Annotated in this window: 12 protein-coding genes; 5 read left to right on the top strand and 7 right to left on the bottom strand. The window is 42.9% G+C overall.

Features of this window, described 5'->3' with window-relative positions; translation table 11 throughout:
- Positions 1 to 163: 163 nt before the first annotated feature.
- Positions 164 to 601: a MaoC family dehydratase gene (locus tag G511_RS0114510; protein WP_036552158.1), complete on the top strand. Its 438-nt coding sequence runs from the start codon at positions 164 to 166 to the stop codon at positions 599 to 601.
- Between the two features lie 8 nt (positions 602 to 609).
- Here the strand turns inward: G511_RS0114510 and G511_RS0114515 are convergent, their stop codons facing one another.
- On the bottom strand, positions 610 to 2,562 hold the full coding sequence (locus G511_RS0114515) for a putative bifunctional diguanylate cyclase/phosphodiesterase (protein ID WP_028470264.1): 1,953 nt from the start codon (positions 2,560 to 2,562) through the stop codon (positions 610 to 612).
- Between the two features lie 127 nt (positions 2,563 to 2,689).
- Positions 2,690 to 4,324 (bottom strand): acyl-CoA synthetase, encoded by a 1,635-nt coding sequence (locus tag G511_RS0114520; RefSeq protein WP_028470265.1) that lies wholly within the window; start codon positions 4,322 to 4,324, stop codon positions 2,690 to 2,692.
- A gap of 193 nt (positions 4,325 to 4,517) precedes the next feature.
- On the opposite strand from G511_RS0114520, the gene G511_RS0114525 reads away from it, so the two are divergent.
- Together G511_RS0114525 and G511_RS0114530 are read left to right on the top strand one after the other, a co-directional pair.
- The gene (locus G511_RS0114525) at positions 4,518 to 6,038 is read left to right on the top strand and encodes a PAS domain-containing sensor histidine kinase (RefSeq protein WP_028470266.1); all 1,521 of its coding nucleotides are present in this window, start codon (positions 4,518 to 4,520) and stop codon (positions 6,036 to 6,038) included.
- Positions 6,038 to 6,652: a response regulator transcription factor gene (locus G511_RS0114530; RefSeq protein ID WP_028470267.1), complete on the top strand. Its 615-nt coding sequence runs from the start codon at positions 6,038 to 6,040 to the stop codon at positions 6,650 to 6,652. The genes G511_RS0114525 and G511_RS0114530 overlap by 1 nt, the downstream gene beginning before the upstream one ends.
- Here G511_RS0114530 and G511_RS0114535 read toward each other — a convergent pair.
- Genes G511_RS0114535 through G511_RS0114555 form a run of 5 tightly spaced genes read right to left on the bottom strand, consistent with a single transcriptional unit; the run spans position 6,649 to position 11,209 of the window.
- Positions 6,649 to 7,443, bottom strand: a complete 795-nt coding sequence (locus G511_RS0114535) for an alpha/beta fold hydrolase (RefSeq protein ID WP_028470268.1) — start codon at positions 7,441 to 7,443, stop codon at positions 6,649 to 6,651. The two genes, G511_RS0114530 and G511_RS0114535, sit on opposite strands and share 4 nt — an antisense overlap.
- Position 7,444: 1 nt before the next feature.
- Entirely contained in the window at positions 7,445 to 7,864 is a 420-nt protein-coding gene (locus G511_RS0114540; protein ID WP_028470269.1) for a PaaI family thioesterase, read from the bottom strand.
- Positions 7,865 to 7,880: 16 nt separating this feature from the next.
- Positions 7,881 to 8,324, bottom strand: a complete 444-nt coding sequence (locus tag G511_RS0114545) for a PaaI family thioesterase (RefSeq protein WP_028470270.1) — start codon at positions 8,322 to 8,324, stop codon at positions 7,881 to 7,883.
- 31 nt (positions 8,325 to 8,355) lie between these two features.
- Positions 8,356 to 10,005 carry an AMP-binding protein gene (locus G511_RS0114550; RefSeq protein ID WP_028470271.1) on the bottom strand — a complete coding sequence of 550 codons (1,650 nt, stop codon included), beginning with the start codon at positions 10,003 to 10,005 and terminating at the stop codon, positions 8,356 to 8,358.
- A 55-nt stretch (positions 10,006 to 10,060) separates the two neighbouring features.
- Positions 10,061 to 11,209 carry a CaiB/BaiF CoA transferase family protein gene (locus G511_RS0114555; protein ID WP_028470272.1) on the bottom strand — a complete coding sequence of 383 codons (1,149 nt, stop codon included), beginning with the start codon at positions 11,207 to 11,209 and terminating at the stop codon, positions 10,061 to 10,063.
- 397 nt (positions 11,210 to 11,606) lie between these two features.
- Between G511_RS0114555 and G511_RS0114560 the strand changes: the two genes are divergently transcribed.
- Both G511_RS0114560 and G511_RS0114565 read left to right on the top strand, forming a co-directional pair.
- The gene (locus tag G511_RS0114560) at positions 11,607 to 12,104 is read left to right on the top strand and encodes a 2-thiouracil desulfurase family protein (RefSeq protein WP_028470273.1); all 498 of its coding nucleotides are present in this window, start codon (positions 11,607 to 11,609) and stop codon (positions 12,102 to 12,104) included.
- Positions 12,105 to 12,196: 92 nt separating this feature from the next.
- A partial coding sequence (locus G511_RS0114565) for an IS3 family transposase (RefSeq protein WP_028470274.1) occupies positions 12,197 to 12,477 on the top strand: 281 nt, incomplete at its 3' end.

Raw genomic sequence — 12,477 nt, forward strand, 5'->3', positions numbered from 1 at the left:
CTCTGTAGCCAAGTTAGGAGACCAAATGATTGATACATCAGACTCGCATCAATCAGGGAATTCACTTATTCTATCATAGAATTTTAAATCACTAATGATTTCCCCTAATACTTTGGATTAGATGAATAATTTAGAGTTAACCATTTTTTATAGGAGACAAAGCATGCAGGAACTTCACGGTTACTATCTGGAAGACTTGGAAGTGGGTATGAACGATTTTTATGCCAAAACTATTTCTGAATCAGACGTATATATGTTTGCTGGCATTTCAGGTGATAACAACCCTATTCATATCAATGACGAATACGCAAAAACGACACCTTTTGGAAAGAGAATCGTCCACGGCATGTTTAGTGCTGCTCTTATTTCTACAGTAGCGGGTACGCGCTTACCTGGCCCAGGTGCTATCTACATCGACCAGCAAATTAAATTTCGTGCGCCAGTATTTATTGGCGATACTGCCAAAGCAACGCTAACAATCACCGAAATTGATGAAAAACGCCGCCGTGTAACTGCCAAAACTGATGTGCATGTTGGTGATAAGCTGGTAGCAACTGGAACAGCCATTTTCATGGTTGACCGTCGTGAAACAGCTGAATAATTAGACTGCTAGACGAGGCCAGGTAATTTTAAATTCTTGGTCTCTTTAAAGTTTCCAAACATCCCCCCCTGGCAGATAAAACAACCCAGTTCATTTAAGATATCTAGCTGCTCTTGTCGTGCTACACCTTCTGCTAGCACTTTTATTTCCATGCTCTTCGCCATAGATAGCAACGCCTTAACAATAGGACCAGTCCCTCTTTCTATTTCCGCAATAATTTTTGCATCTAATTTTAGATGCGTTAGTGATAAGCGGTGCAATAAAGTAAATGAGGTATTGTTTGAAGCGAAGCCACAAAGCGCAATTTTCAAACCCATTTCATGCAGTTGTATCAAGCCCTTGATAGCAAGTTCATTATCTAAATGCTGCGAGCCAGTCACTTGAAGCATTACACGCTGAGGGTCCATACGATTTGCTTTCAACAATGCTCTAATTGATGAAATAAATCGATGGCAACTCAACTGCCTGACCGAAATATCTATCATTAATATTAAGGCATCAAAATCGCCATGAGTAATGTTTATCCATTCTTCCGTCTGCTGGCAAGACTTCTCTAGAGCATAATACTCAAGTGAAGATGTCATCCCGTTTTCTTCAGCGACAGGCATAAACTCTAAGGGCTTAATAACCCCAAGCTCTGGACTGTTCCACTGCAATTGAGCCTCAACACCAAAAAGCATTTGTGTTTGGGTATCAACTACAGGCAAATAAGCTATCTGAAACTCATGTTGAGAGATGGCTTTTCCAAGCAACTGGCGCATTTGATGACGTCGTTTAATGCCGTTAGATATATTTTTAGAAAAGTAAACAAATGTGCTTTTCCCACGCCCTTTAGCTTCATACATAGCGGCATCGGCATGCCTTAAAATAGCATCAACACTCTCGCCATCTGACGGGAAATTTGCAATACCGATACTGGCCGTTATTCGCAGGTCACCCAGCACTTCTAAGTTAAAGGGTTCTGACACAGCATTAATAAGCTGATTGGCCACTTGCTCTAATTCTACGTCACAGGCATCGACCAGCAAAAACTCATCTCCTCCCAGGCGGGCGATGCTCAAAGAGCGTGAAAATCGAAACCTAAGTCTATCTGCCAAAGCACGTAATAGCTTGTCACCCTGTTCATGACCATAATAATCATTAATCGTTTTAAAGTTATCTAAATCAATAAAGAACAAGCTAAATGGCAAACCTTTCGCTGCAAAACCTTCAAGCTGCTGCAAAACGCCGTATCTGTTTTTTAGTTGTGTAAGAGGATCAACAATCGCCAAATACTTGTGATGTAATTCCCGCTGCTTGCGTTCGGTCACATCAAACTGACGTACAACCAGCACATCACCATGTACAGTTTGATTAACCCTTAAATGAAGATAATGCCACTGCTCACCTAACGGCGTTGGTAAGAAAATCTCTACCTCAAATTCATTATTATCAAAGGCTTTGTTCCAAACCTCATCGGCTTGTCGCTTTGAGAAAAACAACTCAGCGAATTGGCTTAATGATTCACCGTATAGGTCTACAAACATAGGGTTAGCACTTTTAAGCTGACCTTGCGCTCCCCATAAAGACACCGTGGTCGTTGATAAATGCAAAGAGAGTTCTGTTTCTAACAACTCTCTTGTCACAACCACTTGTGCCAGCATAGCCATACGACCATCACTGAGCTCTATTCCTGAATAATGGCAGTAGATTTCTTTACGTTTATTTTTAGGGAATAGTGTCCACCATTGCGTGTGCTCATGGCCATGGCGGTATTCAACAAGATTGTTGCTAAGAAGCGTATAAATTGCTTCTGACATATTTTTCTTAAAATCGCGATGATATAACTCTTCTTCGGAATCAGCCTCCCAAAAAAGCAATGCCTGGTCGTTTGCCCAACGAATTTTAAAAAGCTCTACATCGTAGACCCAAATAGGGTTATGTAGAGACCTTAAAGCATCTAGAGAACTCTCGGTAAGCAAAAAGACCACTCCTAATTGAAAACTAAATGTAACTCACCCAATGAGCCCATATTCACATCCACTATGACTTTATTAATTGTAAACCAAAAAAAACGACCCGTAGGTCGTTTTTGATTCGCATCAAAAATTATTTTTCATTCGCTTGATCACGAAGTAAGAACTTCTGAATTTTACCCGTAGATGTTTTTGGTAGATCACCAAAGACAATCTTTTTAGGTGCTTTAAAGCGCGCCATATTGTCACGACAGAAAGCAATCACCTCTTCAGCCGTAATCTCTTCGCCTTCTTTAACTTTAACAAAAGCACACGGTACTTCGCCCCACTTCTCATCCTGCTGAGCAACCACAGCCGCTTCCATAATAGAGCGATGACGATACAGCACATCTTCTACTTCGACACTGGAGATATTTTCTCCACCGGAAATAATGATATCTTTAGAGCGATCTTTAATATCAATGTAACCGTCGGCATGCCATACCGCTAGGTCACCCGAGTGCAGCCAACCACCGTCAAAAGCTTCATCGGTTGTTGTTGGGTTTTTCAGATAGCCTTTCATCACCAAGTTACCACGCATGAAGACCTCACCGATGGTCGTTCCATCTTGCGGTACTGGCTCAAGTGTTTCAGGGTGAGCAACCATCAAGCCTTCCTGCATCGGCACCTTAACGCCTTGACGTGACTTCAAGCGAGATTTCTCTTCTATGGTTTTCTCATCCCACTCATCATGCCATGCACAAACAACAGATGGACCATAGGTTTCAGTAAGGCCATATACATGGGTCACGTTAAAACCCATCTCTTCCATGCCTTGAATAACAGACGCTGGAGGCGGTGCACCCGCCGTCATTACTTTTACTTCGTGATTAATGCCTGCTTTCAAATCATCTGGCGCATTGTTTAGCATGTTCAATACAATTGGCGCACCGCAGAAATGGTTCACTTTGTCATCACGTATCGCATTATAAATATCATCAGCACGAACATGGCGCAGACACACATTAATACCGGCACAAGCAGCAAGACTCCACGGGAAGCACCAGCCGTTGCAATGAAACATCGGCAGTGTCCATAGGTATGAAGGATGTGATCCCATATTCCAAGAAATAAGATTGCTGACAGCATTCAAGTAAGCACCACGGTGATGATAAACAACACCTTTAGGGTTACCTGTTGTACCTGATGTGTAATTTAGAGTGATCGCATCCCACTCATCTTCAGGTAACGACCAACTGAAGTCTTCATCACCTTGTGCGATAAACGCTTCATAATCCATTGTACCGATTAGCTCACCACCTTCGTAGTACAAGTCATCAATATCAATAACTAGCGGCTTATGTTGAATCATCTTAACGGCACGTGAAATGACTTCAGAAAATTCACGATCAACAAAAACAATTTTTGCTTCGCCATGCTGAAGAATAAAAGCAAGCGCCTCTGCATCTAGACGAGTATTTAATGCATTTAAAACGGCACCAGCCATTGGAACGCCAAAATGCGCTTCAAATAATTCAGGAATATTCGGCGCCATAAAAGCAACAGTGTCACCTTTATTAATTCCATTTTTTGTCAGTGCGCTGGCAAGCTTAAGTGTCCGCTTGTAAGTTTGTGACCACGTACGACGCGTATCTTGATGCACCACCGCCACGTGATTTGGATACACGCTGGCGGAGCGCTGAATAAAAGACAAAGGACTTAATGCAGAATAATTAGCTTCATTCTTATCAAGACCCATAATATAAGGATTGTGATTATTGTGTGACATTATATTCCCTTTACTCACTATGAGTTATAAAACCTAAAGGTTTAGCGCTATACCAATGCATTTAAAACGCCTGAAAATAAGCAAAAACCCCTACTTCCGCGTAATGATACGCAATTTCCCTTATTACACAACCTAGCCTAAAGTCATACTATATTGGGGATAATACGCAGCATATACGAGCCAAGAGACAAATATGCACGAAAGCATCGCAGATGACCTTAGAAAATATCGCGAAGAAGCAGACAGATATCGCCTACTTGCTGAACAATCTACTGACATGATTTCACGCCATTCCGCCACGTCGGAATGGGTATATATCGATGTAAACCCCGCAGTTGAAAGGGTTTTAGGGTATACGGTCGACGAAATCATCGGCATGAATGGTTATGATCTTTTCCATCCTGATGATGCTGATAACTTATTAAAAAGAGCTAAAACTGTTCACTATCGACGCGGTATGTATACAAATACTTATCGATACCGACATAAAGATGGACATTACATCTGGCTAGAAACTACCAGCCGAACAATAAGGGATGATGAAGGAGTTCCCGTAGAGATCATCTGTGTATCACGTGATGTTACAGAGCGCGAAATGGCACAAAAGGCGATTCGCCGTCTGGCTCGTGTGGTAGAGGCTTCAAGCGACTTAATCATGTTTTGCAACCACGAGTCGATGCAGCTCACCTACTTGAATGAATCAGCATATCGCACCCTAGGCAGCGAAAAAGAAAATCTCGTCGTGTTTTACCTTGATCAGATTTTTGAAGATAAGATTTTTAAAACACTAGTGCAGGATGCACTAAATCATGCAGCACAACATGGCACTTGGTACGGTAGTGTTCCTATAAAAATGCCTGAAAACCACAATAGAATTGCAGAGATTCGAGAAGTTATTGCTCACCGCAACCACACAGAAAATATGCAGGTTGAGTATTACTCAATTATTGGCCGTGATATCACGCTTAAACACAGGGCAGAAGAAAACGCAAAACGACAGCAACTAGAAATGGCTCATATGTCTCGTTTGCTATCTGTTGGTGAAATGGCCACAGGGCTCGCCCATGAGATCAACCAGCCATTAGCGGCTATCTTGAATTACTGTCGAGGAAGTTTAAGACGTCTTGAAGAAGGCTCTGCTGAATCAAATCTTCCACAGATTGCACACTCAATGCAGCTCATCACCAAACAAGCTAAACGTGCAGCTGAAATTGTTAAGCGCATGCGCAGCTTTGTAAAACGAACAGACTTCCAGCGAGTTGAGTTCTTCATTAATGATTCTTGTGTTGATGTTATCGGCTTTTTGAATCAAGAAGCTACCGATCATAATATTACCTTTAATTTTGAATTAGACCCCTGTGATCCTCAGCTACTAGCTGACAAAATCCAGATTGAACAGGTATTATTAAACTTGGTACGTAACGCTATCGAAGCTTATAGCGAATGTGAAAAAACGTACCGACCCGTCATTATTACCACGAGGCTCGCAAGCGGATATATTTGCATCTCGGTTCAAGATGAAGGAAATGGGATTTCATCCGAAGGACTCGATACACTTTTTGAGCCTTTCATTACCTCTAAATCTACGGGTTTAGGTATGGGCTTAGCCATTTCACAAACGATAATTGAAACCCATGGCGGACAGCTATGGGCTGAGAGCGATGGTAAGAACGGCACTCAATTTCATTTTAAAGTTCCGGTAAGGACAAGTTAATGACACAAAGAGCAAGCGGTACTGTATTTATTGTCGATGATGATAATGATTTCAGAGATTCGATGAAGTGGTTACTTGAATCAGATAACTTCCATGTAATTGGCTTTGATTCTGCTCAAGATTTTTTGAATCGCTACAACGGTGATATGGGTTGTATGCTGCTTGATGTTCGCATGCCCGAAATAAACGGTTTAGCTCTTCAACAGATCATGATTGAAAGAGATATCAAGCTCCCCATCATTGTTATCAGTGGGCATGGCGACATTCCTATGGCAGTAAATGCTATGAAGAATGGTGCTCTAGACTTTATTGAAAAACCATTTGATGATGAAGTTTTACTACGATTGGTAGAGCTTGGCTTACAACGCGCCACTGAAATGTTTAAAAGCAACAGTGCCCGTGCTCAATCACGCAGCAACTACGACTCTTTGAGTAAGCGAGAAAAAGAGGTAATGTCACTGGTGGTAAGTGGCAAATCAAACCGTGAAATTGCTGAAACCTTAGGCATAAGTCCTAAAACCGTTGAAGTGCATCGGGCACGCGTCATGAGCAAGATGCGAGCGGCTAGCTTGCCTGATCTCGTTCAGCAAGCTAACCGCCTTAATATCACTTAACTGTTGCTATCAACAAAACGAGCGACGGCTGAAATCAAACTTTCTCTTGCCTCAAAGTGTGGGACATGGCCACACTTAGGCAAGAAAAGCGGCTCTGCTCGCGCCCCAATTCCTGTACAAATATCTGTGACCTGCTCCCTTACTCCGTAGCAATCATCCTGTCCTTGAATGATCAGTGCCGGACACTCTATACGAGGCAACCAAGGACGTAGGTTCATAGGGGATTTGCGTTCACGTAGCCATGTTTCATGCCAAGCCCTAAACAACAGATCGGTCCGCTCACCATGATACCTAGCCAGCTTGTCTTTCAAATTAGTGTCTTGATAGCGTTCAACGGCCTCTTTTATACCTGCTGTCGTTAGGTGATCAATATATATGTGCGCCGCTTCTGTAATTACACCTGTTACTTTACTCGCTAACGTAGCTGCACCAATTAAAGCAACTGAGCCCCCATCACTATGACCAATAAGAATTACTTTGTTTAGCCCAAGTTTATCTATTAGGCGAGGCAACCATATCTCACCCTCTTCAACAAGGTAATCATCATCTCTGGGTAATGTTATTTCAGAAGACAAGCCATAACCTTGTCGCTCATATACCACAACATCGCAGCCAGTTTTAGCAGCGAGTTGCTCGGGTATATCTTTCCACATAGCAATACAACCAAGTGCCTCATGCAGGAGTACTAACACAGGCCGTTGGGTACTTTGCTGTGCATGCTTACCCATGCGTATAGAAAGAGTCATTCCATGACCCATATCCACCAGCCGATTATTCCAAAAGACGTTCATCCTATTGCTCCGGGATCGAATAAGTCAGCGTGACATGCGCAACAGGGTCTGTTTCGCCACGAGAGGTAATATACACTTCCCCTACACCAAGGCGCTTACCCACTTTCAATGTTTCAGCCCGTGCAATAATATCCATATCAGCTTTGGGACGACGCAGAAAATTAATATTCAGATTAATCGTTACCGCCAATGCAACCGGTCCTATTTTACTGAGTAGTGCGGCATACATAGCCACATCAGCTAAAGCCATCATGGCAGGACCAGAGACAGTTCCGCCGGGCCTTAAGTGTTGATCATCGATCGGTAAGCGCATCTCTGCCCAACCATCGCCTAAACTCTCAAGCACACCATACTGATTACCCTGCGGAAACTGCTCAGCTAAGAATGCTTGCATCTCATCAAAATTCATTACTTGTGTCATAAAAACTCTCCGCTGTTTATTTGTTTTTATTAGTTACAGCTAATGTGACTGTCGCTTTAGCCACTAAAACAAGAGTACTGTCATCGTATTGAGCGCTCCCAGCTGGCTTGGTGTATATTTCTGATTCTGCAATAATTAACATTCTGCCGGGTTTTAAAACGCTACTATGACAGATCAACTGATCACCTTTTGCTGCGCGTAATAAGTTAATTTTAAACTCAGCAGTAAGTACACGTTGCCCCTCTTCTATCAAAGTGACGGCGGCTGCCCCAGCGGAATGATCCGCTAACGTTGCTTGCACACCTGCATGCACATAACCATCTTGTTGCTGGTGCTTTTCTTCCAACATAATATGACTATGACAAATCCCGCTTTCGAGTGTATCTAGATGGCAACCTAAGGATGCAATAAAAGGGGCGCTTTCAAAAACGCGTTTTGCTTCGACAAAAGAGGCACTCATATTGGTCTCCAGATTTGGTAGTCAATTGAAACTAAACTTCGTCACGTGCTTGGTGACGCAGAATGAAGCGTTGAATTTTTCCGCTGGCGGTTTTAGGAAGCTCATTGATGAATTCAATTTCACAAGGCGAATCGTGAGACGATAAACGCTCGCATATTCTGTGTTTTAGATCATCTTCAAGTTCTAACGAGGAACTAAAACCTGGTTTAAGCACAACATAAGCTTTGATAATAGCGCCATAAGAGGCGTTAGGTTTACCTACGACACCTGATTCAGCAACCGCCTCATGCTCAAGCAACGTACTCTCTATGTTGGTCGGACCAACACGGTAGCCAGCCGTTGTTATAATGTCATCGTCACGGCCAATAAACGAATAGCTGCCATCGCCGTGACTAACCGCCACATCACCTGTTAGATAATAACGTCCTTTGAACGGATCTTTTTCATCCCATGTATAACCATGAAAAAAGAAAAGCGGAGAGTTTTCGACATCAACCGCAAGTTGACCAAACTCATCTTTATTAACTTCTTCATACTGAGTATTTAAAACAACTACACGGTGGCCAGGAAGAGAAAAACCCATAGAGCCGATTCGTACGCTGGATTGCTCAAGATCATTGTAATTACAGCATGTCATTCCCGTTTCGGTCTGCCCGTAGTGATCCATAACTAGACACCCCAAGCGACGTTTTGCCCAGCTGATAATCGCAGGATTTAACGGTTCGCCCGCACTACTCGCAACTCTAAGCCCTAATGCATTACTTTCTGTTAGTTCATTATCATTGGCCATCAGCATACGATAAGCCGTGGGAGACGCCGCTAAGTTAGTAATGCCGTATTTTCGGACCATCTGGTAAGTAGATTCAGAAGTAAATTCATTTTCATTAAAGTGTGTACCATTACCAAGTAATAATGGCCCAATAACCGCATAGTACAAACCATAGGCCCAACCAGGATCAGCTACATTCCAATACACATCGTCAGGACGCAAACCAATAGCATGCTTCATATACACATAAAAAGACAAAATGGCTCGTACAGGTACAGCGACACCTTTGGCTTTTCCTACAGTGCCAGAGGTAAACATCTGCAAAAAAGGTTGATTTGCTCCAATACGTACAGGCTCAAATTGACTTAATTGCCGAGCTAGCTCATCAGTTAATGATAAATCACTGCTATCTACCGTAGCACTTTGACCGGACATCAAATCAGCTATCACAATCGTCGGACATGCTTTAATGGCGTCTAACTTGTGACGATTATTCTCATCCGTAACGATCAGTTTTGTATTCGCCATATCCAAACGATAAGCGATGGCGCCTGAGGTAAATGCAGTAAAAAGAGGCTGGTAAACAGCGCCCACGCGCAATGTACCTAGAATAACAATCATTAAATCGGGTGTGCGCGGCAACAATGCAGCCACACGATCGCCTTTACCTATGCCTTTTGAATGCAAGAAGTTGGCAAACCGAGCTGATTTTTCTTGTAACTCTGCATAAGCATACCGACTTGCAGGCCGCTCCACTCCTTCATAAAACAAACCAACACGTTCTGTCGTTGCCCAGCGATCACATATTTCTTCACATACATTAAAACCGTCCTTGAGACTGCCAATAAGCTGCTCTTCAATTAATGCAGGTGTACATTTTTCATAAAATGACTGATATTCCTTGCTGCGCATTTTATCTTCTCTTCTTATCATTCATCTGAAAGCCTGCTGCCATACCCCATAGCGTTTATATAAATATACCTTCAGCATCAAACGCCTCTATCTGCTCGCCCGTAAAACCTAAGTCGAGGAGAATTTCTTGATTGTTTTGGCCACACAAAGGGGCTGACTGAACCGAACGAGTATTCATGCCAGCTAACGAAGGCGTCGGCTTAATCTGCTTAACACCAGAGGGGTTTTCACTCATGAGTTCTCGAGCCACTGCATGGGGGTGAATTAATGCTTCGTCCATAGCTAATACGGGCTCAACACAAGCATCTATATTAGCAAAGCGCTCACTCCAAAAAGCTTGGGATTCTTGAGCAAAAGTTTCGCTAAGCTGTTCTTTTAAGAAAGCGTCACCGCTGCTCATCCACTCGGGGTGGCCTAGCGCTTGAACAAGTGCTTTTCGAAACTGAGGTTCTAAACTGCCGACTGCCATATAACGATTATCGGCTGTCGCGTAGTAATCATATAAACCAGCACCGTTAAGAAAATGATCTTCAGCATTAATAGGCGCTTGCCCGTTGATAACACTGGGCATCATGAGAGGCTGTAACGCCATGCACTGATCACTCATGGCGATATCAATATGTTGTCCTTTACCCGTGCTTAAACGCTGAATCACGGCAGCAAGAATAGCCATAACTGCCGGTTGTGATCCTGCCGCTACATCGGCAATTTGGACTCCCGATAACAGTGGCCCAATAGCTTTTTTACCCGATGATGCCGCGATACCGCTCAATGCAAGGTAGTTAATATCGTGACCAGCGCGGTCTCGATATGGTCCGGACTGCCCATAGCCCGTAATTGAACAATAAATAACGCTCGGGTTTATCTTTGAGAGCTGCTCATACCCTAAGCCTAGACGAGACATAACACCCGGGCGAAACTGTTCAACAACAATATCGTGATCGGCTAGCAATGCATGAATAATCTCAAGACTTTGAGCTTTTTTAAGATTCATCGCTAAAGAACGTTTACCACGATTTAGATACTCAAACGCGGCTGACTGCCCTCCGATTTGAGGCTCCATTAACCGAACCAAATCTGGGCGTGACGGCGACTCGATACGCAAAACATCAGCACCCATGTCAGCGATCAACATAGTGGCATATGGCCCTGGTAACAAGGTTGAAAAATCGAGTATTTTTAATCCTTCTAATGGTCGAGTCAAACTAATACCTATCCTAGGACAATGAATGCCTCACGGAGTAACTTCCCCCCCGTGGCTATTCGTTATTATTGTTATCATTGGATACAGAGCTTGCTTCCAATGGTATTAGCACTACTGAAGACAAAATGCGTATCTTCCTTTAGGTGTTAACCCGTAATTTTATATCGCCTATTACTATAAACGTAAAGAACTATTCGCACTTTCCCTTACCTTTACGTAAAGATAAATATAAATATCTTTAAAAATCAGATAGATATAAAAATTCCGCGCTGTAATACTAAAGAATGGAGATAATCTAACTCTTCTTTGATAAAGAGCAGTTTTATATGCTTATAACATTGAACTATTAGCTAGAGTCGTTAAAATGCGCGCAGACAAACTCGAGAACCTTATAAGAATGAAAAAAATACTCGTGAGTGCCTGCTTTTTAGGTCACAAAGTTAGATACGATGGCCAAGACAGCTTGCTCGAACACCCTCAGATTCAACAGTGGCAAGATGAAGGACGCATTGTTCATTTTTGTCCAGAGGTAGCTGGCGGATTACCTACCCCTCGTTTACCTGCAGAAATAACATCTCGTCACCCAGTAATGGTTGTTAATATTGAGGGAGAAGATGTAACCCCTCAGTTTTTACATGGAGCAGAACTAGCCGTTGAAAAGGCAAAAGAAACAGGAGCATGTTGCGCCCTACTTAAAAGCAGAAGCCCGTCTTGTGGTAACCGCGAAACCTACAACGGTAAATTTAATGATACATTAACGCCGGGCAGTGGCGTCACTGCGTCAGAACTCCAGCGTCACGGCATTCCTGTTTTCAATGAAAGAGAAATTGATCAGTTGATCGAGTTCATTGCGATGCAAGAGACACCTGAAGAGGTCCACCCGGAAGAACGATAAAAAGCATATGCAAAAAGGCCAATAACAATGCTATTGGCCTTTTTATTTACAATGTCCCGTCCTGAAATAGGTTTACATATTGAGGACCTATTATGGACACATCAACCCCCACGCATCATAAGCGCAGTCAGTGCGATTACACAATGGGCTTTAAATTGCAGGTTGTAGATGCTGTTGAAAAAGGCGACATGACCTATAAACAAGCTCAAAAGATATATGGTATTCAAGGGCGATCTACCGTTCTGACTTGGTTAAGAAAGCACGGCAAGCTAGATTGGTCCCAGCCAACGCATAGAATTATGACTAAATCACCCCAAAGCAAAGAAACGCCAGCCCAGAAAATTAAGCGCCTAGAGAGGGAGCTTGAAGATGA

The organism is Neptunomonas japonica DSM 18939, from assembly GCF_000422765.1.
GTDB lineage: Bacteria > Pseudomonadota > Gammaproteobacteria > Pseudomonadales > Balneatricaceae > Neptunomonas > Neptunomonas japonica.

Coding starts and splice junctions, on each gene's coding strand:
- G511_RS0114510 (WP_036552158.1), top strand. CDS start 164: ATGCAGGAACTTCACGGTTACTATCTGGAAGACTTGGAAGTGGGTATG.
- G511_RS0114520 (WP_028470265.1), bottom strand. CDS start 4,324: ATGTCACACAATAATCACAATCCTTATATTATGGGTCTTGATAAGAAT.
- G511_RS0114525 (WP_028470266.1), top strand. CDS start 4,518: ATGCACGAAAGCATCGCAGATGACCTTAGAAAATATCGCGAAGAAGCA.
- G511_RS0114530 (WP_028470267.1), top strand. CDS start 6,038: ATGACACAAAGAGCAAGCGGTACTGTATTTATTGTCGATGATGATAAT.
- G511_RS0114535 (WP_028470268.1), bottom strand. CDS start 7,443: ATGAACGTCTTTTGGAATAATCGGCTGGTGGATATGGGTCATGGAATG.
- G511_RS0114540 (WP_028470269.1), bottom strand. CDS start 7,864: ATGACACAAGTAATGAATTTTGATGAGATGCAAGCATTCTTAGCTGAG.
- G511_RS0114545 (WP_028470270.1), bottom strand. CDS start 8,324: ATGAGTGCCTCTTTTGTCGAAGCAAAACGCGTTTTTGAAAGCGCCCCT.
- G511_RS0114550 (WP_028470271.1), bottom strand. CDS start 10,005: ATGCGCAGCAAGGAATATCAGTCATTTTATGAAAAATGTACACCTGCA.
- G511_RS0114560 (WP_028470273.1), top strand. CDS start 11,607: ATGAAAAAAATACTCGTGAGTGCCTGCTTTTTAGGTCACAAAGTTAGA.